Raw genomic sequence first — 23,215 nt, forward strand, 5'->3', positions numbered from 1 at the left:
ATTTCAATGAGCAATGGTTCTCCGGCGCCGACGCTGGTGCCAAAGGTATTTCGATTTAATGACATCGACGCGTTTCGGAGTTCGGTCCGAAATCTCGACGTGGATTTCACGCCGCTTGCGCGGAAGATATCCGCAGAGCAGACCATACTGAATCTACCCGGTTGCGACGTGAATTACACAAGGTCGTTCCCGCGGATCATCGATGCGCAGATTGGATCGAACTCGACGGCTGTCGGGTTTGCACTGGATGACGGCGTTCCGATACGCTTCAACGGCGTCGAACGGGATCGCTCTGTCATTGTCATTGGGCACGGAGGTGCAGCCTATTGCTCTGTCGAGCGAAGCGCGCGGCAGTATGTCTCGATAGTTTTTACTCCCGAGGTGCACGACCGGGGCTGGCCTTCGTCAGGTCCCAGTTTCAGGATTTTCGAAACCAGCGAGGCGGCGCATGGCCGGCTGAGGACACTGGTACTTGAGGTGCTGTCCTGTTCGGCGCAGATCGCAGAAGCGTCCGAGATTGCGGAGGCTTCGGCGGCGATCAAGGAATCGCTGCTTGCCGCAATCGATAGTGCCTTTGCCGACGTCGTGACGGCGAAATGGGCTTCGCGCGCGAACATCACCCGGCAATTCAAGGTTTTCCGGGATGTGCAGGCGGTGTTGTCCACTGATGTCGGACATCCCATCTACAGCGGGGAAATCGCCACGCAGATTGGTGTTTCCGTGCGGACCCTGCATGATGCCGTTCAGCGCTATCGGGGGATGAGCCTGCATCGATACTTGCGCTTGCGGCGGCTATGGCTGGTACGTCAACGGCTTCGCACTGGAGCGGACAGCGTCAAGGCATGTGCACTTGCTTTCGGTTTTTGGCATCTGGGCGACTTTTCCAGGCTCTATCGTGCGCAGTTTGGTGAATCGCCGTCGGAAACGGTTGCCCGATCGCGTCAGGCCTGAGCGACGGTAAGCTTATCGCAATCGTAGCGCATGGTGTTTTCCGAAATGCGCACTTGCAGCAGGTACGCCCGCCGCGACGACGCCTTCGCGTGAAGCGACCCTTGATCCGGCGAAATTGCGAGACGCTTGTACAGACCCGCCACAGCGTGCGCGAGTTCAGGAAGCCGCCGGTGCCGCCACGGTGATCGAGGAGATCATCGAGGTGGCGAAACGTGCGCCGTCGTCGATGAACACTCAGCCTTGGCTCGTCCATGTGCTGACCGGCGAGCCGCTGGAGCCTCGCCTGACGGCGACTTTATGCGCTATGTCGGATTCAACGATTAGCGCCCCAGCGCGCGCAGAACGCCTCGACGTCGCCGGACTGGAATTCCGGCAAGCGCTGAAAGATGGTTTCCGCAGGCCAATCCCACCACGCAATCCGCGCGAGTTGCGCGGCGATTTCGCGATTGAAGCGCTCTCTGATCGACCGCGCCGGTACACCGCCGACAATCGTGTAGGGCGCCACGTCGCGGGTGACGACGGCGCCGGCGGCCAGCACGGCGCCGTCGCCCACGTTGACGCCGGGCATCACGATGACGGCGTGACCGATCCAGACATCGTTCCCGATCACGACGCGGTCGGAGCGACGTTGCCGGAAGAAGGCGTGGTCGCGCTGCGCGTCGGCCGTGTAGTACTCGGGGCAATAGGTGAAGCGATGCTGCGACGGCCGGTCGAGCGGATGGTTCGGCGCGCCGATCCGCACCTGCGCCGCGATCGCACAGAACTTGCCGATCTCCGCGTCGGCGACCATGCAGCCCGGACCAAGATAGGAGTAGTCGCCGAGCACGGTGTATTCGACGGCGGTGTCGCCGAGCACCTCGCAGCAACGGCCGATGGCGACCTCGCGCAGTTTGACCGTGGGCTCAACGACGGTTTCAGCGAGTTTTGGGCGCGGGGGAGCCGGCTGGTGCATGTCGACCGCTCGTCCTGAATCAAGCGGCCTGCTGCCGCGAGCATCATTTATCACGGCAGGCAGGCGGCCGTGCGCAAAGGTTCGGACTGGCTAGCATGCGCTGGCTGCGGCGGTCGCGCCGTGACTTAGGCGGCGCGAACCTCGCTGAGGAAGCGATTGACCTGGCCGGCGAGGTCCTTGGACTGCGACGACAGTTGCTCGGCGGCACCCAGCACCTGGGTGGCGGCGGAACCGGTCTCGTCGGCCGCCCGCTGCACGCCGGAGATATTGGCGTTGACTTCCTGGGTGCCGCGCGCCGCTTCCTGGACGCTGCGGGAAATCTCCTGCGTCGCCGACCCCTGTTCCTCGATGGCGGACGCAATTGCGATGCCGATCTGGTCGATCTCGGCGATGACGTTGGCGACGTTCTGAATGGCCGTCACCGTCTCGTCGCTCGCGGCCTGAATGGCGGCGATCTGTTCAGAAATTTCGGTGGTCGCCTTCGCGGTCTGGCCGGCCAGCGATTTGACTTCGGAGGCGACGACGGCAAAGCCGCGTCCGGCATCGCCGGCACGTGCGGCCTCGATGGTGGCGTTGAGCGCGAGCAGGTTGGTTTGCGCCGCGATGCTCTGGATCAGCGTCACGACGTCGCCGATCTTCTGCGCGCCTTCGGCCAGCGAACGGGCGGTGTCGCCGGTGCGGCGCGCGTTGTCGACGGCACGGGCCGCGATCTCGGTGGACTGCGCGACCTGCCGGCCGATCTCCGAAATCGAGGAGGTGAGCTCTTCCGTAGCGCTCGCGACGGTCTGCACGTTGGTCGAGGTTTGCTCGGAAGCGGCAGCCACGACACCGGCCTGGCGGTTGGTGGCGGCGGCGGTGGAGGACATCGAACGCGCGGTGTCTTCCATCACCGACGACGCCGACGACAGCCCGCCGACGAGTTCGCTGACCTTGGCTTCGAACGAACGGGTCAGTTCGTCGAGCACCTGGACGCGGCGCATCTTGCCGTCGTTCTCGGCGGCCTTTTCCGCCGACAGGCGCTCGGCCTCGATCATGTTGTCCTTGAAGACGCGCACGGCAGCCGCCATCGCGCCGATCTCGTCGCCGCGCTCGGCGCCCGAAATCTCGTCGGAGACGTTGCCGCTGGCGAGCCGGGTCATGGTGGCGGTGAGGTCGACGATCGGCTTGCAGACGCGGCGATAGACCATCAGGATCAGGCCGGCGCTGGCCGCGGCAACGGCGATCAGGCCGGCGAGCGCGATCATGAAGCTGAGGCGTGCTGAGGAATAGGCGGCGCCGAGAACCTGCTCGGCGTTGTCGTAGAACGCGTCACGCAGCGTGATGACCGAGCCGAGGCCCTTTTGCGATTCCGCGAAGAACACATCGACGTCGTGCTCGTATTTGCCGCTGATCGCGCCTTCCTTGACGAGCTTCAGTTCCTTGCCGAACCCGTCGACATAGGCTTCGTTCATCTTGCCAAGCGCGGCAGCCACGTTGGCTGACGTTGCGGGATTGCCGCGCAGATCCTGCAGCGACATCAGGATCTGGTCGGCACGGCCTTGTGCGCGGCTCAGTTCCATTTTCTCGGCATCGGTCGCAACGCGCTTGGCGCCGACGAGGTTTTTGTGCACGCTGGCGTTGTAGCCGCCGACGTCGCGCAGCGCCCAGGTGATGTTCGCGTAGGTCGCCTGCCGGTAGGCGTCGCCGTCGAGCAGCGCCATGCGGCGGACCTGCTCCTCCAGCAGCGTGGTGATGGCGGCGTTGAAGGCGGCGTTGTCGGCGACGATCTTCCTGGCGGCGTCCTTGCGGGCATCGGCGGGGCCGGCGATCGCCTTGTCGATGGCCTCGCGCAAGCCATTGAACTTGGCGTTCAGCGCATCGATGCCGCTGCCGACCGCCGAGCCATCGTCGAGCGAGCCGGGCAGCGCCTTGCGGACCGCGTTCATCTTCGCCAGCGCGCCGTTGGTGTCCTTGCGATACTTGTCGAGGTCGGTGAGCATTTTCGGCTCGACCGTGGCCGGCCCGTACAGGATGTTGGTGGAGAAGCCGCGCTCGGGATTCATGTAGCGCGGGATATCGCCGACGGCCCGCACCACTTCCAGTCGGCTCTGGGCCACCGACACCTTGTCCATGGTCTGGTATTTCGTCACCGCGACGTAAACGGCGAGGCCACCGCCCACGGCGGACAGCGAGACGATGGCGGCGGTCAGGAGCGTGCCGATTTTCATGGAGTTTAGCCGATTCGTGAAGGAGAGCAGGGGCGCTATACCGTAGTCAGGACGCCTTAAGCTTGGGTTTACGCTTGAAGCAATCTGTGGCGGTGCCGCCGGTGCCTTCACATGGAATCGCCGGTATCGACCCCCGGATCAAGTCCGAGGGGCATGCTTCGTTTGAGCGGCCGCCGAAGCCGATCTGGCGAGGTGCAAACGAGGCCTCTCAACCGCGATCCATTGTCCTCGGTACGACGGTTGTTGCCGTCACCGGGTCTGCTCGTCCGTCTTTCGTGTCGCGGATTTGGGCTGGGGATGAGCGGGGACGCCGAGCGCGTGACAGGGACGCTCGATCCATGAGCCATCGGCGGCCTGCTGGTAGGAATGGCAGGGCGCCGACGTCGTGGGAGGTTCGTTGGTCTTGGGCGTCTCGGAATTCCTGGCGAGCCCGGGCGCGGCCAGAGCGAGCAGGGCGGCTATCGAAGCGAGGCAAATGGCATATCCTAACCGCATGGAAATTCTCCTATTTGAAAATGCAGTTCCTTTCGTAGCGGACATTGTGGAATTTTTTGGACAGGTGTTGCGCGCGCGATAGTTTGATTAATGATTTCCAAATCGCGCGCGCCCGTTCACAGCCGCGCGACGCGCAAGCGCAGGGCGTTGCCGACGACGCTGACCGACGACAGCGCCATCGCCGCCGCCGCGATGATCGGCGACAGCAGGATGCCGAAACTCGGGTAGAGGATGCCGGCGGCGATCGGGATGCCGGCGGCGTTGTAGATGAAGGCGAAGAACAGGTTTTGCCTGATATTGCGCATGGTGGCCTGCGACAGTTTTCGCGCGCGCACGATGCCGCCAAGATCGCCCTTCAGCAGCGTGATTCCTGCGCTTTCCATCGCCACATCGGTGCCGGTCCCCATGGCGATGCCGACTTCCGCGGCCGCCAGCGCCGGCGCGTCATTAACGCCGTCGCCCGCCATGGCGACGATCCGTCCCGCCTTCTGCAGCTTCGTCACCACGGCGCTCTTCTGATCCGGAAGCACTTCGGCTTCCACGTCAGCGATACCGAGTTGCCGTGCGACGGCGTTTGCCGTGGTCTTGTTGTCGCCAGTCAGCATGATGACCTTGATGCCTTCCTCGGCGAGCGCCTTCAACGCCGCCGGCGTGGAAGCCTTGACGGGATCGGCGATCGCGAACAGTCCGGCCAGTTTGCCGTCGACGGCAATGTTGATCACGGTGGCACCATCGGCGCGCATACGCTCGGCATCGGAATCCAGCGAATGCGGATCGACGCCGAGGGACGTCAGGAAGGCTGAATTTCCGAGCAGAATGGATTTGCCGTCGACCTTGCCGCTGGCGCCTTTGCCGGTGGGGGAATCGAATTCCTCGACCTTGCCGAGCTCCAGTTTGCGTTCCCTGGCGGACCGCACAATGGCGTCGGCGAGCGGATGTTCGCTGGCAAGCTCGACGCTGGCGGCGAGCCGCAGCATTTCGCTCTCCTCGAAGCCCTGCGCCGGCACGATGGCCGTGACCTTCGGCTTGCCCTCGGTGAGCGTGCCTGTCTTGTCGACCACCAGCGTGTCGACTCGTTCCATGCGCTCCAGCGCTTCGGCATTCTTGATCAGCACGCCGGCCTGCGCGCCGCGCCCGACGCCGACCATGATCGACATCGGCGTGGCAAGACCGAGCGCGCAGGGGCAGGCGATGATGAGCACGCTGACGGCGGCGACCAGGCCGAACGCCATGCGCGGTTCTGGCCCAAAGTACGACCAGACCCCGAACGCGATCAGCGCCACCCCGATCACGACCGGGACGAACCAGCCGGAAACCTGGTCGGCGAGCCGCTGGATCGGCGCGCGCGAGCGCTGCGCGTCCGCGACCATCTTGACGATCTGCGACAGCAGCGTGTCGCGGCCGACCTTTTCGGCGCGCATCACGAAGCCGCCGGACTGATTTAGCGTGCCCGCGATCACCTTGGCCCCGACCTCCTTGGTCACCGGCATGGATTCGCCGGTTACCAGCGCTTCATCGAGCGAAGAGCGGCCTTCGAGTATGACGCCGTCGACCGGCACTTTTTCGCCGGGGCGTACCCGCAGTTTGTCGCCGACCGCGAGACTGTCGATTTGGACTTCATGATCGGCGCCGTCCTCGCTGACGCGGCGGGCGGTCTTCGGCGCCAGTTGGAGCAAGGCCTTGATGGCGCCCGACGTCGCCTCGCGGGCGCGCAGCTCCAGCACCTGGCCAAGCAGCACCAGCACGGTGATGACGGCGGCGGCCTCGAAATAGACCGCGACCGCACCACCGTGGCCGCGGAAAGCGGCCGGAAAACTCTGCGGTACAATAGTGGCGATCAGGCTGTAGATATAAGCCACGCCGGTGCCCATCGCGATCAGCGTGAACATGTTGAGATTGCGCGTCAGCAGCGATTGCCAGCCGCGCACGAAGAAGGGCCAGCCTGCCCAAATCACGACAGGCGTCGCGAAGGCCAGCTGAATCCAGTTCGACAGCGTCGGATCGACGAGGCCATGACCGCCGACGAGATGGCTACCCATCTCGAGCACCACCGGCGGCACGGAGAGCGCGAGGCCGACCCAGAAGCGCCGCGTCATGTCGGCGACCTCAGGGTTCGGCGGCGCGTCGAGGCTCGCCACCTCAGGCTCCAGCGCCATGCCGCAAATCGGGCAGCTTCCGGGTCCGACCTGCCGGACTTCGGGATGCATCGGGCAGGTGTAGATCGTGCCTTCCGGCGCATCGGCCTTGGGCGCGTTTTTCTCGAGATAGGCCTTTGGATCGGCGGCAAACTTGGTTCGGCAGCCCGCCGAGCAGAAGTGGAAGGTCTCGCCGTGATGGTCGAAGCGATGCTTGCTGGTAGAGGGATCGACCGTCATTCCGCAGACGGGATCGAGCACCTTGGCCGCGGCGTGATGGTGGTGATGGCTGTGGTGGTCGCTGCCGCAGCATGATTTGGAAGTCGCGTGGTCCGGTTTGGCTTTGCTTTCCGGATTCTTGTCGTCATGGCTCATCGCAATTTACGTCCCTTGTAACCTATACCCTGTAGGGGTATATAGGCGGCATGAGAAAAGACATCAAGGCTTCCTGTCAAAAACGCCTGAGCCGTATCGAGGGCCAGGTTCGTGGCCTCTCCAAGATGGTGGAAGAGGACCGCTACTGTATCGATATCGTGACGCAGATCTCGGCCGTGCGCGCCGCGCTCCGCCGCGTCGAGGAAGAGGTGTTGAAGGATCACGTCTCGCATTGCGTGGAGCACGCGATTGCGAGCGGCGACAAGACCGATCAGCGCCAGAAGATAGCGGAGTTGATGGCGGTCATCGGCCGGTCCGATCGATAAGGCGGCTCGCGCCTTAGCGCCGCCGGCGTGCAATCGCGCCGGCGACGATCTGCATCGCGACTCCCGCAAGCCATCCCACCATGATCATCCAGATCCAGGCAAGGTGCGGATCGTAACGCAGCACGATCACGCCGACGGAGGCAAAGGACGCACCTGCGGCGAGGAACGTGCCGACCGCGCTGAGCAATTCCGGCGTATCGATCTCGCCGTCCCGGCTGCCATGCGACGTACCGTTGGCGCTATCGAAGGGCCGCGGCGGCGTATCGATCCCGAGATAGAATCCGACCGCGCCGCCGAGCATCATCAGGAGCAGGAAAGCCTGGGAGGTCAGAAACGCAATGCTGGTGCCGACCAGTGCGGCCACAAACAGTCCGCCCGCAGCGCCAGCCATCGCCAGGCCGAGGCGCTCCAGTACGTGCGCGGTTTTTCTGACGCGGGTTTGCATGCTGGTTCCCCGCAGACGGTGAACAGGAAGGTTAGGCCGTTTTGGTGCCGGTTGTAAGACGACTACAAGGAGAAGTGATATGCCGAATTGATCCAGCGCAAGCCGCGTCACGCACAAGCGTCGTGCACCGGTCAGCCCGGTGAACGCGACCGTTCCGAGAAACGCGGCGCTAGTTCTTGGCGCGGATAAAGCCTGCGAGCTTGGCCTTCTGGGTCTCGCACCACGTTGTCATGCCGACACGCCGCTGGTCGAGGTCCGTCGTCCTCGTCGCGATCGCGACCTCCTGCATAAGCGCGTTGTCGGGGCGCTCGCCCATTTTTCCGCCGGTATGCACGTAGGCAATGGCCTTTCGCACTTGCTCGGTGGTGCCATCCGGCTGCTGCATCTCCTGGGCTTTCTGCAGCAGATCCTGATAGACGACGTCCGTGCCCGGACATTCCACCTTGGCCGCGAACGCCTGCAACATCATGGTCACATATTCCGAGCGCGAGCCGGCCTGCGCTGGCGTTGCCAGCAGAACCAATCCAAACAGCAACGGCGTACGGCGCATCGTGACCTCCTCTGGCTTTTCCTTGGACTCTTCTGGTTTTGGCGAAGCTAGCGCCGACGGCAGCCCGGCACAACCTTCGGAAGGCGTCGCGGGCATCAAAGCGCCTTCAGTTCGCCCTTTGCCCAGATCTCGCGCAGCTTGAATTTCTGGATCTTGCCCGATCCCGTCAGCGGAAACGCCTCGACCACGAACCAGTGTTTCGGCGTCTTGTGCGGCGCGAGCGAGGCCCGCATGTAGGCCGACAGTTCCTCCTTGTCGATCACGGCGCCCTGCGCCGGGCGGATGAAAGCGGCGACTTCCTCGCCCCATTTTTCGTGTGGCAAACCGACCACCGCGATCTCGCTGATGTTGGGATGGCGAAACAGCAGCTCCTCGAGTTCGCGCGGATAGATGTTCTCGCCGCCGCGGATGATCATGTCCTTGAGCCGGCCCTCGACGGTGCAATAGCCGCGGGCGTCCATCGCGCAGAGGTCGCCGGTATGCAGCCAGCCATCGGCATCGATCGAGGCGGCGGTAGCATCCGGCATTTCGAAATAGCCGAGCATGACATGGTAGCCGCGCGTGCAGAACTCGCCGATCTCGCCGATCGGCACGGTCTTGCCGGTGTCGGGATTGACGATCTTGGTTTCCATGTTCGGCAGCGGCAGGCCGATGGTGCCGGCCTTGTCCTCGATCGTGTCCGACGTCTTTGTCATCGCGGCCACCGGCGAGCATTCGGTCTGGCCGAACACGATGGTGAAGGGGGCGCCGAGTTCTTTTTCGAACCGTTGCACCAGCGCGGCCGGTACGGTCGAGCCGCCCGAGCAGATCGCCTTGACCGACGACAAATCTGACGTGGCGAAGGATGGATGCTCCAGCATCGCCACCAGCATGGTGGGAACGCCGACCATGGCGTTGCCGCGGTAGGTCGCAAACATTTCCAGCACCAGGCCCGGATCGAACGCCTCCAGCAGCACCTGGGTCGCCGCGCGCGACACCGCGCCGAGCACGCAGCAGACGCAGCCGCCGGTATGAAACAGCGGCATCGTGGTGACGAAGACGTCGCCGGGCTCGACGCCCATCCGCACGGCGGTATCGGCGCCGTTGTTGGCAAGCCCGCGGTGATGCAGCAGCGCGCCCTTCGGAAATCCTGTGGTGCCCGAGGTGTACTGGATCATGACAGGATCGGCCGGTTTGACGTCCGGCAACGCGATGTTTTCGTCGTCGCCGGTCGCGATGAAGGAGGCCCAGTCGTCGAACGAGATGATCTCGCGCAATTCCGGACAGCGGGCTGCGACCTCGCGCACCGTGTCCAGCATCGGATTGCCGCGGAACTCCGGCACCACGAACACGCCGGCCGCGCGGGACTGCTTCAGCACATATTCGACTTCGTTGGCGCGGAAGCCGGGATTGACGGTGACCAGCACCATGCCGGCCATCGCGACACCGAACTCCATCATCACCCATTCCGGCAAATTATACGCCCAGACGGCGACGCGCTCGCCCGGCTTGAAGCGGCGGAGCAGGGCGCGCGCCGTGCGCTGCGCCTCGGTGTGAAGCTCCGCATACGTCCACTGGCGGCGCGCCGCAGGGTCCGGGACACCGGCAATCAGCGCGAGCCGGTTCGGCGCCGACCGCGCGGCCTGCTCCAGCAGCTGGCCGAGCGTGACATCGCGGACCGCGGTCGCGGGTCCGGCGACGTGCGATTCCTTCAGAGCCATTATCCCTCCCACGGGGTCTTGCCGGTATCATGTCATTTTGAGGCAATTGACCGGACTATGGCATCCGCCGCTTGTGTTTTGCAGCCGGGCAGCGAAAGAAATTGGGATTTTTGCCGGTTGAGCCGGATCGCTTCACAAGGCGCATTGGCCCAGGCCGGCGTGCCGATTTATGCTGGCTTCTATAACCCCCGGGAGAACGCCATGAGCCTGCTCAGCAATCCATTCGACCCGGCCCGCGAGGTGGCGCTGGTGACCGGCGCCGGCAACGGCATCGGCCGGGCGATCGCGCAGGGACTGGTCGGCGAGGGCGTGCGGACGGTATTCGCCGATATCAGCGCGGAGCGGGTTGCCGCCGCGATCAAGGCTTCGCCGCAGCCGGAATTGGCTGTGCCCTGGGTCGGCGATCTCGCCAATTCTGCCGCGCGAGAAGCGCTGCTGAAGTACGCACGGTCAGCTGTCGGTCGGGTGACGCATTTCGTCCACAGCGCCTCGCCGCCGCGGCGCGAGGCCGATCACGCCATGGCCGTCAGCATGGAGACCTGGGCGCAGATGCATGCGGTCAATCTCGAAGCCGGCTTTCACCTGTCGCGCGAACTGGCGCGCGAGCTGATCGCGGCGAAGGAGCCTGGCTCGTTCCTGCTGCTGACCTCGCTGCATGCCGGCACGCCGCGCAATCTGCCGCATTATTCGACTGCCAAGGCCGGCATGGCGATGCTGGTGAAGGAACTCGCCAAAGCGTTCGGCCGCCACGGCATCCGCGTCAATGCGCTGGTGCCCGGTGCGATCGCCGCCGGCGGTTTTGTCGCCGATCCCTCGCTCGCAAAGCACATTCCGCTCGGCCGCCTCGGCGAGGCCAGTGACCTCGCGCCGATGGCGCTGGCGGTGTTGTCGAACCGGGTGTCGGCCTATGTCACGGGGGCTGCGATCACGGTCGACGGCGGGCTGTCGCTGACCAACTGGTTCGAGCCGCCTGAACTCGGGGGAATCTGACGCGGAACTCGGATGAGGCGCCCGGTGTGGAACGCGCGGGCCGGTTCGGCAGTTCTCAAACACGCCGCAGCCTGACGGAGGACCCGGTTCCTGCGGCGCCAACCTCAGGGAGTGGGACATGACCTCCGAGATGCAGATCCACACCATCGCGCGACAGATGCTCGAAAAACACGGCCCGGCCGCGATTGCCCAGGCGGCGCAGAATGCAATCGCCTGCGAGCGCAAGGGCGAGGCCGAGGAGGCCAAGGAATGGCGTCATGTCGAGGACGCCATGAAGCTCATGCGGGGTCCGCATCAGAGCTGACGCCGCCCCAGCCTTCGGTTCCGGCGGATGAGGGCGGTGAACCCTTTTTCCGTCGGCCGCGACCAAAGGGCATGGAAAATATATCCCAATACATCGGCGTGACGCTGATACTCGGCTTCCTTGTCTGGGGCATGATCGGCTTCTATCGCGGCCTGTCGATGCCCAGGAACGAGCACCGCCTGGACCGCACGGCCGATACCTGGTGGTGGTGAGTTCGACGCTGCTGACGCCGGCTTGCGCGCGCACCTGGCAGTCGTGCTAACCTCGCGGCATCATGACCCATCGCATTCTCGTCTTATACGGCTCGTATCGCTCCGACCGCATGGGCATCCGCCTGGCGCAATTCGTCGTCGAAGGCCTGCGCGGCCGCGGCGACGATGTCGAACTGATCGACGCCAAGGCGGTCGACCTGCCGATGCTGGACCGGATGTATAAGGAGCATCCGAAGGGCCAGGCGCCGGCGGTGCTCGAACAGCTCGCCGGAAAAATCCGCGATGCCGATGGCTTTGTGTTCGTCACCGGTGAATATAATTGGGGCATGCAGCCTGGCCTTAAGAACCTCACCGACCATTTTCTCGAGGAGTGGTTCTGGCGCCCCGCCGCCATCGCCAGCTATTCGGCCGGCCGTTTCTCGGGCGCGCGCGCTGCGATGGCGTGGCACGGCACGCTATCCGAGATGGGCATGGTGGTGATCTCGTCGCAGGTCTCGGTCGGCCCCATCGCGCAAACGCTCGATGCCGACGGCAAGCCGACCGGCGAGGGCGGCAAGGCCCTAGAGCGGGCGTTTCCCCGTTTTGCGGATGATCTGGCGTGGTGGGTGGAAGCGGCAAAGGCGCAGCGAGCGAAGAAGGCGCCTCCGTATTAGCAGAGCTAAATCAGAGAATAGCGCCCGCGGCGCCATGCTTGGCGTGCCATTTCGGCCCCGGGCCGCGCATGTAGTGGCGCTCGGGCCGGTAGCCATCCAGCACACCGTCGGTCAGGCGATGCCACCCCGCCATGATGCGGTCGAGGTGGCGGTACAGCGGCAGGGTGATCCGTGCGGCGCTCATGACACCCTCAATTTGGCTTGCCGAGAACGGACGAGAAGGAGACTTCGAAGATCTCGTCGTCGAAATCGTCGCTGACATGCACGACCCAGTCGCGCCAGTCTTCCGCGCTCTCTTCCATGATCAGCGATCGCACCACGCAGGCGGCGCGGTCGCGTGCCTCGGCAAGGTTGCTCACGACAGCGCCGAACTGATCGACGCGAACTTCGCGGGAGCTGGAGCAGTGGAAATAGACCTGGGCCATCTGGGTCTCCTTCACAAAGCGAATCGAATTTGCGTCTCAGAAATAACAGCGGCGGATTCCGCTGGATATTCCGGTAGATTCCCGACGGGGAATTACGGGCATGTCCCGCAACGTGACAGCAAACCTAGCCGAGCGAATCGTGCGCTTCCGTGATTCAGATCACGCCGATTCTGTTAAGGTTTGATTAACCATGTTCGCACAGGATTTCCGTTATGGAATCGCAGCGGAACCGGACCCGAGCCGGCAGTTGCAAGAGAGGCCGGTGGCGTAACGCCCGCCGGCCTTTTCTCTTGGGGTGGACGGGTTCTGATTTTCCTGTTTTCCAAACCGTGACTGCTGGCCCGTCATCCCGAGATGACGCGCCGGGCGGCGGCGCAATTGCGCAGCCGAGCGACCCTCCAGCGCTGAGCGCAATTGCGCTCACGCGGCATGAGCGAGGCATAGTGGGGAACTGGCGCTCACGCCCGCGAGTTGCGTGCAAACGTCATGCTGATTTCGGAGCGCGTCTTGCTGACGTTGGAGAGGATTTCACCCATCAGCTTCAGGTTTGCCATCATCTCCTGGATCGGGGACCCGCCAGCCACAAGTTCGAGTTGCTCGGCGGTAAGCTCCTGCACGTTTGTATCGCGATCGCACGTCATGGCGTTCTCCTGTGGGGTTGGCGCAAGTCGATTGGATCGACGTGCAATTGGTTTTGCCTAACGGCGCGGGCTTGACCGTGATCCGGATCACGTTTTGACGGAATCCGCCTTTCGTACTTCGCGGGTCAGGTCGTTCGTTGGGTAACGGCGGATAAGTCCTTGTGCATACAAGGGATCGCTTAGCGGGTGTTCGCGTCGCCTGCTTTCAGGTAGCATCGGCGCATGAGTGAAACCGCCACCTTGTTTGCGGCCCTGCGCCAGTCGGCCGACCAGAACGTCGTGGAGATGCTCGAGCGTATGGTTCGGAACGATCCGGATCATGCCTTGAACAAGATCAACGCGCTTGAGCTCGCACGCAGAGAGGGCCTCGACGAGGAGCGGGTCATCGCCGCGCTCCTGAATGCGGTCGGGCTCGGCATGTTCGAGATGACCTGGAACGTGATGTGCCCGAGTTGCGCCGGGGTGCTTTCCGCCAACAAGAGCCTGAAGACAGTCAATAGCGCGCAGTACAATTGCGCGTTTTGCGCCGCAGGCTATGAGACACGGCTCGACGACCTGGTCGAGGTTACGTTTACGGTAAGCCCGCGTGTGCGGAAGATCGCGGCCCATGCACCGGACGAACTGTCGGCGGCCGAATATTATCGCCAGATCTTCTGGAGTTCGGCGATCGATCTTCCCGGCGATATCGCGAAGCTGCTGGACGAGGTCACGCTCGAAATGATCGACCTGCCGCCGGGCGAGCGGGCGATCCTTTCGCTGCAGGTGCCGGAGGGCACCGTGATCGTGTTCGATCCCGTGACGCATACGGCGCAGTATCTTGAGGTCAAGGGCGCGGAGGCCAGCGACCGCCAAAACCTGTCCGTGATCTTCAACAAGGTTCGCCCACCCGTCGAGAGCGCCGCCTTGCGCCCGGGGCCGCTGCGGCTGGCGCTGGAAAACCGGACAGACAATCGCGTGTTGCCGGCGGTATGGGTGGTGAACGCGGCGCTGGACGCCATCCTGACCCGGCGCAAGCCCGCGCTTACCGCAACGCGCCTGCTCACCAATCAGACCTTTCGCGATATCTACCGGACCGACACGCTCGCGATCGGCCAGCGTCTCAAGATCCTGAGCCTGACGTTCCTGTTCAGCGATCTGCGGGGCTCCACTGAACTCTATGAGCGCGTCGGTGACCTCACGGCGTTCGATCTCGTCAACGAACATTTCAGGCTGTTGCAGGAGATCATCGCGTCCGAACGGGGCGCCGTCGTCAAAACCATCGGCGACGCCGTGATGGCGACCTTCGAGACGCCGGACCGCGCCATTGCCGCGGCGATCCGCATGCGCGAGGCGATGAGCGACCTTGGCGCCGAGCGGCAGCATCAGAGCCTGAGCCTGAAGATGGGCATCCACGAAGGATCGTGCCTTGCGGTCACACTCAACGCCCAGCAGGACTATTTCGGCCAGACGGTGAACATCGCCTCGCGCGTCCAGGGCCTTGCGTCGTCACGCTCGATCGTGGTGACAGAATCGGTGGTGGAAAACGCCCGCGCCAGGTCCCTGCTTGAGACCACGGGGCTAACGCCAACCCCCAGAAGCGTGGCGTTGAGCGGCATCGCGGACAAGGTGTCGGTCTACGAGATATCCTGAGCAGGCCAATGCCATTTGCGTGTGAGCCATGGAACCGCGACCGGGCAAGTTCCCTGTAGCTGCCGGTGCGAAATCTGCTCCAGGCACCTTTAGCGTGCTGCCGCGATTTGCTATTGTTGCGCTGCAACCGAGCCTCGATTCGCATATTTGACCGAGGGGTTACCAATGACCGCAATCAAGTCAGGCGATCTCGTGGTGCTCAAATCCGGCGGGCCGACCATGACGGTCGATACGGTGAACACGGATATTTTCGACGACAACAAAATCACCGGTGTGCTTTGCGTATGGTTCGTCGGGGACAAACTCCAGCGCGTGCGGTTCGATCATGGGGCAATCGAGTCTGTACAATTGGAGTCAGCGCAATTGGAGAAAGCCCTTCCCGAAGATGCGCCTTCGCAGGAGGCGAGCGTTGATTACAAAGCAGTCCTTGATGAGATGGTTGATGCCTTGAACCTCGCGGCGGAGGAGGCGGAGCCAGCCTGCAGCGCTGTCCCCCAAAAATCGAAGCGCACGAAAGCTCCCAAGCAAAACGATGTTGTCCGTGCTTCGAGCGTCATACCTAACTGACGACGTCGGTTCACTGGAAATAAAGCCGGCATCCAGCCTCCCACGCGCTGTGACCCAATCACCACAGTCGAATGGAATTGCGCTGGCTGACCGGGCTCTGACTTTATCCAGCCACGGTTCCGCCCCGATTGGATTCGGAACCTAGGGCGTGTTGGTTTTCGGCTTGGGCTGGGGCGCAAGTTGGGGATTGCAACATGTCCATCGAGCGCGCTGGTATCTCGTACGTCGACATCCGAACCGGCCGGACTGACGGCCAATCGCTTTTGGCGCCCGCCGCGCGTGGCCGAAAATTCATTCAATGGCTTGCCGTCAGCATGGCAGCGGCGTCGCTTGCGGCCTGCGCGCAGTCCTCGGGCGTCAGCCAGAAATCCGAACTTCGCGCCAGCCGGGTGGCGTCGCTCGGCCATGATCGCACGGCGTCATCCGCGATCAAGCGGCGCGTCGCGGCGGTGAGGAAGCATAACCGGTCCGCGTCGCGCAGGAATGCCGGCGACACCAAGACGGCCTCGCATGGCATAGCGAGCTTCTACACCGAGGGCACCAAGACCGCGAGCGGCGAAAGGTTCAATACGATGGAATTGACCGCGGCGCATCCGACACTGCCGTTCGGCACCAAGCTGCGCGTGACGGATGTATCGAGCGGCAAGTCCGTGACCGTGCGGGTCAACGACCGCGGTCCCTACGTTACGGGGCGCGTCGTCGACGTCTCCTATTCGGCCGCGGACGCGCTCGGAATGGTCGGAAAGGGCCTCACCAATGTGAAGCTGGACGTTGTGGAGTAGCTGACAAGGACGGGCCAACGCTTGCTACGTCAATCGAGCCGCAAGCGGCCGACGGGCTCGCTCCGGCCTGCGCTGCTGTTGCGGACCACGACGATCTCGCCGCTTGCCGGCGAGATGCCGGTGAGGGCCATTATGTTCGCGCCGTGCGTCACGACCAGAAGGTTTCCACGCCCGGTCCATTTGCCGATCACCGCGCGCGCACCGGCGGTCAAAGCCTCGGTCTGATCGCGCAGCACGACGACATTGCCGAATGTCGGCGCGGCTTCGACCGGCCCCAGTTCCATCAGCGTTGCCGTCTCGGTGCAACGGCACCACGGCGACGCGAGGATTTTTTCCACCGCAATCCCTTCCGACTTGAGCCGCGCACCGATCCTTTTGGCGTCGGCGCGGCCCTTGGCGCTGAGATTGCGCTGGGTGGCGCAGTCCTCGACCCGAAAACCCGGCGGATCGCCGACGCCACCCGGCGCATCGGCATGGCGCATCAGCGCGATGTGTTGGCCCGCGCGCAAGGCGGACCAGGCCGCTGCCTCGTCCGCGCGCGCGATCCCCGCCGCGGCGACAAAGCCGAGCATGAGGGCGACGAGGGCGAAGTGGCTGCGGCGCATGGGCGGCGACCCTCTCAGAGATAAGCGATCATGCGCCCGGCACAGATGGCGCTGAGCCACAGCAGCAGCGACAGCAGCGCCGTGACCTTGGCGCCAGCAGGTGCTTTCTCGTGCCAGAGCGCCACCTGGCGCCACGGGCCGGCATGGGCGATCACGACGTTGATGAGTGCGGCTGCGATCAGCAGCAGCTTGGCCTGGAACGCCGGGTTGCGCACCACGTGCGACGCGTCGGCGCTGAACAGCAGGAAGCCCATGCTGATCGCCAGCACAAAACCGATGCGCGACAACGGCAGCAGCAATTTCGCCATCGGCGCAATCGGTATCGCGCGCCCCCATCCGAGCAGCCTCAAATCGAGCGCCAGGATCGATCCCACCAGCACGACGAAGCCGAGGATGTGCAGGATCTCGACCGCGGGATAGATCGCGGGCGAGGAACGCATCGCATGACCCAGCGCGCTTTCCTGCAGGGCCAGGAAAATAGACGCCGCGGGTGGCTGTTCCACGCGGGCTTACCGCAATTCGATGCGCTTGCCGTCGAGAACGACGTATTCGATGCGCGCTTCGTCCCGCTTGCTGGTGTGGGGATAGCCGAACACCGTGCAGGTCTTGCCGGGCGCGATGAGATCAGCGGTGATGCCGCGCGCCTGCATGCGCGAAGGCGGTGCCAGCACGAAATGCCAGTGCTTGCCGTCGACCTCCATCTCGATCTCGCAGTGCGGATTTTCGAAGGTCGATTTCAGGATCTTGCCGGTGACAGTGAACGACTTCGAGGTGTCGTATCCGCCCCAGCCATGATGGGCGGCCGCAGCGCCTGGTACAAGTGCTGCCGCCAGCGACAGGAACAAACGGCGGGTGATTGATGTCATAACGGCCTCTGCGCGACGAAGGACAACACCGATCCGCGGCGGATTCATAGCGCGTTTTGCCTGACCATTCAACGATCCGGCGACGTCGCCATCAGCGCGTCGGGTAGGGGCAACGATTAGGCCCGACAAAAGTTCTCTACGAGATGTTTGAGGCGTGCCGTCCGGTTCATTGCCGCGGCAGTGCGGCAAACCAGGGAGCTGGACAGCGGTGCGCAGGATTGAGGATCAAAGTTTTCTGCTCCTGCTGCTCGCCGTCAGCGTCGCGTTTGGCTGGATTCTGAAACCGTTCTATGGCGCCATTCTCTGGGCCATCGTCGCAGCCGTCATCTTTGCGCCGCTCAATCGCCAACTGCTGGGCCGAATGGGCAGGCGGCCAGGGGTTGCTGCCTTGGCTACGGTCCTGGTCGTCATCGCAATGGTCATTATACCCCTGGCCATGATCGCGGCCTCTCTGACCCAGGAAGCCTCCAATCTTTACGGCAAGGTCCAGTCCGGAGAGTACGACGTCGCCCGCTACATTCAGCGGGTATTCGATGCCTTGCCGGCTTGGGCGACAGGGCTGCTCGAACGCTTCAACCTGAACGATCTGCCGGCGGTTCGCGACTGGCTGGCCTCCGGCGCGATGAAGGGTGGACAGGCTATTGCGCCCCAGGCGCTCAGCATCGGCCTGAACACGTTCGACTTCATGATTGGCCTCGGCATCATGCTGTATCTTTTGTTTTTTCTGTTGCGCGACGGCAAGGCGCTGGCTGAACGGATCAAGCGGTTCGTTCCGCTTCGCGCCGACCAGAAGGCGGCGCTGTTCAGCAGGTTCGCCGATGTCGTCCGCGCGACGGTGAAAGGTGGCATCCTGGTTGCCATTGCCCAGGGCACACTTGGCGGGCTGGCATTCTGGTTTCTGGGGATACACGCGCCGATTTTGTGGGCGGTGTTGATGGCCTTCCTGTCCCTGCTGCCGGCTATCGGATCCAGCCTCGTCTGGGTGCCCGTTGCAATCTACCTGTTGGCGAGCGGCGCCGTGTGGCAGGGCGTCAGCCTGATTTTGTACGGCGTGCTCGTCATTGGACTGGTGGACAATCTCCTCCGTCCATTCCTGATCGGAAAGGATGCCAAGCTGCCCGACTATGTCGTGCTGATTTCCACGCTGGGCGGCATTGAAGTGTTCGGTTTGAATGGTTTTGTGATCGGCCCGGTGATTGCGGCCATTTTCATGGTGACGTGGGAGCGTTTCTCCGCATCCCGGCAGAGCGACGATGGCGGCGCTGCCGGCTGACTGTCCGAATCGGCCGCTTGCCGGGCGGTCGTCATGGGCCTGTCATAATCCTTACCTAGCGGCATACAAGCTTTCGAGAATTTTATCAGCAGGCGTCGGCCGATGCGTCCATGTCAGTTTTTCTGGCTATATCGGGATGGATATATCGACGCAAGGCGCGAGTTCCCAAAAAGTTCCCGTGAACAGAATATTAGGATCAACCAAAGATGGAAAGTTCCATCGTTGCACTTGCTAGCGCAACTTAAGGTTTTATTAAAGCGCTCTTCTGCAAATAGCGGCTAGACGCCAACACAACCAGATCGATCTCGCATCGGTCGGTCGCCACCGGCAACTGCATCGGGTGACGACGATGCTGGTCGCGAACACCGGTCCTGGAGCCGCAACTCATGAACATGCCGGCCGCGCTTATCTCCGCAGGTCTGGGCGCAGCATTCTTGGCGGCCGAACTCACCTTTTATTACCAGCCCGCCTGGATCAATCCCGACTACGCATTGGGGATGATTTTCTCCATGGGCCACTCGAAAGCGCGCACCGCGGTCTCGCGCTTGCTGATCAACCCGCAATCGGCGGAGTTCGGAACGTTGCGCTCGGTCGAGGAAAACGCAGCGAAATATATTTGCGGTGCCGTCAAGGCCAAGGACAAATCTGGAAAATATGCTGACTTCCGCGCTTTCGTTTACACCGTGGCGACCGACACTGCCCGCATCGATGACGACGGCTCGATCTCGCACAGGCACGTCGCGTTCAGGGCCTGCCCGATCCCGGCGGAAGAAAAGCAGAGGACATCGCCTGGCGCGCAATCGATGGCGCAAACCATCGAGAAGGTCGTCCCGACGGTTGTCTCCTCGGCCATGTCGAGCATTGGGACACAAATCCCGGCGGGAGGCGGGTCCGGTGGGCCGCTGGAACAACAGGTCGGCCACATGGCAAACCAGATGACGGGAGGTCCGTTGCCGGGAAGCCAGCCCGGTTCGGGAGGCCAGTCCGGTTCGGCGGGCTATTCCAGTTCATCAAGCTCTGCCGGCTCAGCCGCAAAGTCCGGTTCGCCAGGACAGCAACAGGCCAATTCGTCCTCCAAGGCCGCCTCCAAGGCTGCGCTCGGCAACGAGGCCGGCTGGCGCAGCGACCGGCCGCCGGCCGCATGGCCGACGTTTCCGCCGGATCACCCGCTGGCGCGGTCGGCGCAAAAACGGACGCCGAGACAGGCGATCGCCCTGGCGAAAGCGATCGAGGACCGCTGGGAGCAATCGAAATCCGGAAACGCCAAGGCCCGTCCTTCACCCGACGAGGTTCAGGAAGCCTGCCGCGCGCTGCTCACGATCAGCCCGAAAGACAAGGATTTCCCGAAGGCCTGGGGCGCCTTCGTGCGCTTACGAAAAATCGACCGCGAGACAGCTTGACATTACCCGCACGCTACGTCCGTGTCCCGGACAACTCCCTGCTGCGCTCGGCCAGTTTCACCATCACCTGCAGCGCCTGATTGGTCGGCGTGGCGATGCCGAGCTCAGCGCCCTTGCGCACGACATAGCCGTTGAGAAAATCGATCTCGCTGGGCTTGCCGCGCAACAGATCCTGCGCGGTGGACGACATCTGGTTCGGCATGTTGGCGGGAATCTGCATGATATGCCCGGCGATGTCGTCGGGAATCATTACGCCGCTGGCGCGGGCGACCGCGATTGCTTCCCGTACCGCGGAAGCGACCACCTCCCTGGTGCCTTCGACTGCCAGCATCGGTCCGTAGGCAATGCCGGCCACGGCGGACAGCGCGTTGAAGGCGCAGTTGATGATCAGCTTGCTCCACAGCGTGACCTCGATGTCTTCCGATATCGTGACGCCGACGCCGGCGGCCCGCAGCGTTTGCGCCAGCGCTTCGCTGGCGGCGGAGGCGCCGATCGCAACGTCGCCGCCGCCGTGATGCCTGACATGGCCGGGGCCGGCCATCTCGCTGCCGACATAGACGACGACGGGAATGACGGCGTGGCCGATGATAGCGGCAAGGCGCGGCGCATTGTCGACGCCGTTCTGCAGGCTGAGCACGGAGGTCTCGGCGCGTAGCCGTCCGGCCAGCGACCGGCCGGCCTGTTCAGTATCGGCCGACTTGACGCACACCAGCACCAGATCGGATGAGGCGAGGGTAGTAGCGTCGATTGCGGCTTTGGCAGGCAAATGCCCCTTGAACGTGCTGGTGTCGAGCAGCAGGCCGTTTGCGTTGATGGCGTCAACATGCGGCTGCCGGCCGATGAACGTCACCTCATGCCCGGCCCGCAGCAGCAATCCGCCATAGTAGCATCCGACCGCTCCGGCACCGACAACCGCGACCTGCATGCTTTACTCAACCCTTGAAGGTGGGCTGGCGCGGGTGGACGCAATCCTTAAAACTGTCAAATCCCTTCCACACCGGCTCGGGCGCCTCGTATCCCGCGCGCGGCGCGTAAACCGAGGGATCGTTGAGCTGCATGTCGGGGATGTAGCGCGGGCAGTTCGGAAAAATCACACGCGCCGTGACCCGGACGATCAGCTGGGCGCCGACGGTGCCGGCGAGCAGCGGATCTTCGCGGCTGACCGTCGCCGTGCCGTTGACGCGCAGGCGCTGCGGCCTGCCGTGCATGGCGATGAACAGCAGGCCGACATCGGCGTTGACCAGGATATTGCCGAGGCTCTTGAACATGCCGTTGCCGTCGTAATCGGGGAAGGCGAGTTCGGACGGCCCGGTGACGGTCACGAAGCCGGGCATGCCGCCCTTGAACGAGCAGTCGGGGCGGCCCTCGGCGTCGGCGGTGGCCAGGAAAAAGTACGGCGCGTTCTCGATGAACGTCCGGTCGTCGGCTGTGAATTCCTGGCGGCAATATTCTTCCAGGCGGTCGGAAATCCGGCGGCTGTCGAACTGATCCTGCAGCCGGCGATTGCCCTCGTGAAACATGACGGTATCGGTCATCGCGTCTCTCCTGGTCGCACGGCAGTTCGGAATGCGTTTACAGCAGCTTGGCCAGCACCGCGACCAGTTCGGCCTGCCGATGCACGCCGGTCTTGGCAAAGATGCTCTTGAGCTGGCTCCGCGCGGTCTCCTTTCCGATCCCGAATTGATCGGCCACGTTTTCCAGGGACTCGCCGAGCGCCAGTTGGGTCGCGAGCCTGGCTTCCGCCTGGGTCAGGCGAAATAACGTTCGCAAGTTCATTTCCGGCGTCGGAGATCGGCTATCGGGATCGATCAGAATGACCATCGCCTGGCAATCAGCCAGCGCATTGGCGGTCGAACTCGAAAGCCTCGCCGGGTAGGCCAGCAGCGGCCGGCCCGCCGCACGAGGCAACGCGACCGGCGCCGAAAGCCCACCGGTCGGACGCCAGAGCAGGTTGTGAATGGCACGGTTCAGGGCCGTCGTCGCCCTTGTATCCCTTGCGGTCAGCTGTCCCGTTACAATCTGGACGTCATCGACCAGCAGCCGTTCAGCCGACGCATTGGCCTTGAACACGTGGCCATGGCGGTTGAGCAGGACCACCGCCGTGCCGCTCATTTCAAACGCTTCCAGCGCGCCGGTGGCGGCGGAAGCGCTGAGCGCGCGGGCGATCGCGGCGCCGGTCGAAAGCCGGCTAGATATCTGCGCCAGTTCTTCCTTTTCCTCGGCCGTAAAGGGCCCCTGATCGATCGTTCGCTGTAGTGCCACGGCCCACAAATCATCGCCGCAGGCGATCTTGACGCCGGCGTACCAGCGCAGGCGGTGCGGCGCGAGAAACTCCTGGTAGTAGGGATGTTTGGCGATCTCATCGACGCTATGGCCGTCGAAATCGTCGGCGACCCCGCGTTGCATCAGGGTCGGAACGGTGCGCATTCGCTCGTCCTGCAAATGCCATCCGTTCCGGAAATAGGCTTCCATCACGATGGAACAGTTTTCGGTATAGGGCACGTTCGGAAGCGCGTCGCCCGCCAGGGGCAGCATGACAGCCCCAAAGCTCCCGCTGGCCGAGGCCACGGACGTGAGCGCCTGGACCCAGCGCGTGGGGTCAAGGCCGGCCTCGGCAAACTCCTGTTCGGCGGGGCCGAAATTCCAGGCGGGCAAGGTTTGTCCCCCACAAACGGCTCGAAGCAGTAGCTGCCCAAAAATACGCCGGGGTCAATGGGAACGCAACAAACCAG

The 23,215-nt window shown here is 63.5% G+C and carries 27 protein-coding genes and 1 pseudogene; 12 read left to right on the forward strand and 16 right to left on the reverse strand.

Annotated elements, in window-relative coordinates:
- The first annotated feature begins 6 nt into the window (after window positions 1-6).
- Window positions 7-951 carry a helix-turn-helix domain-containing protein gene (locus ACSQ84_RS06435; RefSeq protein WP_436210779.1) on the forward strand — a complete coding sequence of 315 codons (945 nt, stop codon included), beginning with the start codon at window positions 7-9 and terminating at the stop codon, window positions 949-951.
- Between the two features lie 104 nt (window positions 952-1,055).
- A pseudogene (locus ACSQ84_RS06440) lies at window positions 1,056-1,228 on the forward strand (nitroreductase family protein); the annotation flags it as partial.
- A gap of 36 nt (window positions 1,229-1,264) precedes the next feature.
- On the opposite strand, the gene ACSQ84_RS06445 reads toward ACSQ84_RS06440, so the two are convergent.
- From ACSQ84_RS06445 to ACSQ84_RS06460, 4 genes are all read right to left on the reverse strand, one after another.
- Window positions 1,265-1,903, reverse strand: coding sequence for a DapH/DapD/GlmU-related protein (locus tag ACSQ84_RS06445; protein ID WP_436210780.1), 639 nt, complete (start codon window positions 1,901-1,903; stop codon window positions 1,265-1,267).
- Between the two features lie 125 nt (window positions 1,904-2,028).
- Window positions 2,029-4,110 carry a methyl-accepting chemotaxis protein gene (locus ACSQ84_RS06450; RefSeq protein WP_436210781.1) on the reverse strand — a complete coding sequence of 694 codons (2,082 nt, stop codon included), beginning with the start codon at window positions 4,108-4,110 and terminating at the stop codon, window positions 2,029-2,031.
- 249 nt (window positions 4,111-4,359) lie between these two features.
- A complete protein-coding gene (locus ACSQ84_RS06455) occupies window positions 4,360-4,605 on the reverse strand; it encodes a hypothetical protein (RefSeq protein ID WP_436210782.1) in 246 nt (81 codons plus the stop codon).
- 116 nt (window positions 4,606-4,721) lie between these two features.
- Entirely contained in the window at window positions 4,722-7,115 is a 2,394-nt protein-coding gene (locus ACSQ84_RS06460) for a heavy metal translocating P-type ATPase (RefSeq protein ID WP_436210783.1), read from the reverse strand.
- 50 nt (window positions 7,116-7,165) lie between these two features.
- Between ACSQ84_RS06460 and ACSQ84_RS06465 the strand changes: the two genes are divergently transcribed.
- On the forward strand, window positions 7,166-7,441 hold the full coding sequence (locus ACSQ84_RS06465; RefSeq protein WP_436210784.1) for a metal-sensitive transcriptional regulator: 276 nt from the start codon (window positions 7,166-7,168) through the stop codon (window positions 7,439-7,441).
- 13 nt (window positions 7,442-7,454) lie between these two features.
- Here the strand turns inward: ACSQ84_RS06465 and ACSQ84_RS06470 are convergent, their stop codons facing one another.
- The 3 genes from ACSQ84_RS06470 to ACSQ84_RS06480 all read right to left on the reverse strand — a co-directional run bounded on the left by ACSQ84_RS06470 (window position 7,455) and on the right by ACSQ84_RS06480 (window position 10,136).
- On the reverse strand, window positions 7,455-7,886 hold the full coding sequence (locus tag ACSQ84_RS06470) for a hypothetical protein (RefSeq protein ID WP_436210785.1): 432 nt from the start codon (window positions 7,884-7,886) through the stop codon (window positions 7,455-7,457).
- A 169-nt stretch (window positions 7,887-8,055) separates the two neighbouring features.
- Window positions 8,056-8,436 carry a hypothetical protein gene (locus tag ACSQ84_RS06475; RefSeq protein ID WP_436210786.1) on the reverse strand — a complete coding sequence of 127 codons (381 nt, stop codon included), beginning with the start codon at window positions 8,434-8,436 and terminating at the stop codon, window positions 8,056-8,058.
- 95 nt (window positions 8,437-8,531) lie between these two features.
- Entirely contained in the window at window positions 8,532-10,136 is a 1,605-nt protein-coding gene (locus ACSQ84_RS06480) for an AMP-binding protein (RefSeq protein WP_436210787.1), read from the reverse strand.
- Window positions 10,137-10,337: 201 nt separating this feature from the next.
- Here ACSQ84_RS06480 and ACSQ84_RS06485 point away from each other — a divergent pair, with 201 nt between their 5' ends.
- The 4 genes from ACSQ84_RS06485 to ACSQ84_RS06500 all read left to right on the forward strand — a co-directional run bounded on the left by ACSQ84_RS06485 (window position 10,338) and on the right by ACSQ84_RS06500 (window position 12,295).
- Window positions 10,338-11,126, forward strand: a complete 789-nt coding sequence (locus ACSQ84_RS06485) for an SDR family NAD(P)-dependent oxidoreductase (protein ID WP_436210788.1) — start codon at window positions 10,338-10,340, stop codon at window positions 11,124-11,126.
- A gap of 118 nt (window positions 11,127-11,244) precedes the next feature.
- Window positions 11,245-11,430, forward strand: a complete 186-nt coding sequence (locus tag ACSQ84_RS06490; protein WP_436210789.1) for a hypothetical protein — start codon at window positions 11,245-11,247, stop codon at window positions 11,428-11,430.
- A 71-nt stretch (window positions 11,431-11,501) separates the two neighbouring features.
- Window positions 11,502-11,642: a hypothetical protein gene (locus tag ACSQ84_RS06495; RefSeq protein ID WP_436210790.1), complete on the forward strand. Its 141-nt coding sequence runs from the start codon at window positions 11,502-11,504 to the stop codon at window positions 11,640-11,642.
- A gap of 62 nt (window positions 11,643-11,704) precedes the next feature.
- Window positions 11,705-12,295 carry an NADPH-dependent FMN reductase gene (locus ACSQ84_RS06500; protein WP_436210791.1) on the forward strand — a complete coding sequence of 197 codons (591 nt, stop codon included), beginning with the start codon at window positions 11,705-11,707 and terminating at the stop codon, window positions 12,293-12,295.
- A 10-nt stretch (window positions 12,296-12,305) separates the two neighbouring features.
- Here the strand turns inward: ACSQ84_RS06500 and ACSQ84_RS06505 are convergent, their stop codons facing one another.
- The 3 genes from ACSQ84_RS06505 to ACSQ84_RS06515 form a co-directional block, all read right to left on the reverse strand.
- Window positions 12,306-12,479, reverse strand: coding sequence for a hypothetical protein (locus ACSQ84_RS06505; protein ID WP_436210792.1), 174 nt, complete (start codon window positions 12,477-12,479; stop codon window positions 12,306-12,308).
- Window positions 12,480-12,486: 7 nt separating this feature from the next.
- The gene (locus tag ACSQ84_RS06510) at window positions 12,487-12,720 is read right to left on the reverse strand and encodes a DUF6894 family protein (protein WP_212437272.1); all 234 of its coding nucleotides are present in this window, start codon (window positions 12,718-12,720) and stop codon (window positions 12,487-12,489) included.
- 458 nt (window positions 12,721-13,178) lie between these two features.
- Complete coding sequence (locus ACSQ84_RS06515; RefSeq protein WP_436210793.1) at window positions 13,179-13,361, reverse strand: hypothetical protein; 183 nt, start codon at window positions 13,359-13,361, stop codon at window positions 13,179-13,181.
- Between the two features lie 222 nt (window positions 13,362-13,583).
- On the opposite strand from ACSQ84_RS06515, the gene ACSQ84_RS06520 reads away from it, so the two are divergent.
- From ACSQ84_RS06520 to ACSQ84_RS06530, 3 genes are all read left to right on the forward strand, one after another.
- Complete coding sequence (locus tag ACSQ84_RS06520) at window positions 13,584-14,990, forward strand: adenylate/guanylate cyclase domain-containing protein (RefSeq protein WP_436210794.1); 1,407 nt, start codon at window positions 13,584-13,586, stop codon at window positions 14,988-14,990.
- A 165-nt stretch (window positions 14,991-15,155) separates the two neighbouring features.
- Window positions 15,156-15,557, forward strand: coding sequence for a YodC family protein (locus ACSQ84_RS06525; RefSeq protein WP_436210795.1), 402 nt, complete (start codon window positions 15,156-15,158; stop codon window positions 15,555-15,557).
- A 314-nt stretch (window positions 15,558-15,871) separates the two neighbouring features.
- Window positions 15,872-16,339 carry a septal ring lytic transglycosylase RlpA family protein gene (locus ACSQ84_RS06530; protein ID WP_436211192.1) on the forward strand — a complete coding sequence of 156 codons (468 nt, stop codon included), beginning with the start codon at window positions 15,872-15,874 and terminating at the stop codon, window positions 16,337-16,339.
- A 29-nt stretch (window positions 16,340-16,368) separates the two neighbouring features.
- Here the strand turns inward: ACSQ84_RS06530 and ACSQ84_RS06535 are convergent, their stop codons facing one another.
- Genes ACSQ84_RS06535 through ACSQ84_RS06545 form a run of 3 tightly spaced genes read right to left on the reverse strand, consistent with a single transcriptional unit; the run spans window position 16,369 to window position 17,810 of the window.
- A complete protein-coding gene (locus ACSQ84_RS06535) occupies window positions 16,369-16,944 on the reverse strand; it encodes a histidine phosphatase family protein (RefSeq protein ID WP_436210796.1) in 576 nt (191 codons plus the stop codon).
- A 14-nt stretch (window positions 16,945-16,958) separates the two neighbouring features.
- The gene (locus ACSQ84_RS06540) at window positions 16,959-17,447 is read right to left on the reverse strand and encodes a DUF6644 family protein (protein WP_436210797.1); all 489 of its coding nucleotides are present in this window, start codon (window positions 17,445-17,447) and stop codon (window positions 16,959-16,961) included.
- Between the two features lie 6 nt (window positions 17,448-17,453).
- Window positions 17,454-17,810, reverse strand: a complete 357-nt coding sequence (locus tag ACSQ84_RS06545; RefSeq protein ID WP_436210798.1) for a DUF6152 family protein — start codon at window positions 17,808-17,810, stop codon at window positions 17,454-17,456.
- A gap of 208 nt (window positions 17,811-18,018) precedes the next feature.
- On the opposite strand from ACSQ84_RS06545, the gene ACSQ84_RS06550 reads away from it, so the two are divergent.
- Both ACSQ84_RS06550 and ACSQ84_RS06555 read left to right on the forward strand, forming a co-directional pair.
- Complete coding sequence (locus ACSQ84_RS06550; protein WP_436210799.1) at window positions 18,019-19,083, forward strand: AI-2E family transporter; 1,065 nt, start codon at window positions 18,019-18,021, stop codon at window positions 19,081-19,083.
- Window positions 19,084-19,469: 386 nt separating this feature from the next.
- Entirely contained in the window at window positions 19,470-20,483 is a 1,014-nt protein-coding gene (locus tag ACSQ84_RS06555) for a hypothetical protein (protein WP_436210800.1), read from the forward strand.
- 13 nt (window positions 20,484-20,496) lie between these two features.
- Here ACSQ84_RS06555 and ACSQ84_RS06560 read toward each other — a convergent pair whose 3' ends face one another.
- Genes ACSQ84_RS06560 through ACSQ84_RS06570 form a run of 3 tightly spaced genes read right to left on the reverse strand, consistent with a single transcriptional unit; the run spans window position 20,497 to window position 23,138 of the window.
- Window positions 20,497-21,408 (reverse strand): ketopantoate reductase family protein, encoded by a 912-nt coding sequence (locus tag ACSQ84_RS06560; RefSeq protein ID WP_436210801.1) that lies wholly within the window; start codon window positions 21,406-21,408, stop codon window positions 20,497-20,499.
- A 7-nt stretch (window positions 21,409-21,415) separates the two neighbouring features.
- A complete protein-coding gene (locus tag ACSQ84_RS06565; protein WP_436210802.1) occupies window positions 21,416-22,018 on the reverse strand; it encodes a pyridoxamine 5'-phosphate oxidase family protein in 603 nt (200 codons plus the stop codon).
- A 37-nt stretch (window positions 22,019-22,055) separates the two neighbouring features.
- Window positions 22,056-23,138 (reverse strand): helix-turn-helix transcriptional regulator, encoded by a 1,083-nt coding sequence (locus ACSQ84_RS06570; RefSeq protein ID WP_436210803.1) that lies wholly within the window; start codon window positions 23,136-23,138, stop codon window positions 22,056-22,058.
- Window positions 23,139-23,215: the final 77 nt, after the last annotated feature.

This window comes from Bradyrhizobium sp. LjRoot220 (assembly GCF_964252915.1).
GTDB lineage: Bacteria > Pseudomonadota > Alphaproteobacteria > Rhizobiales > Xanthobacteraceae > Bradyrhizobium.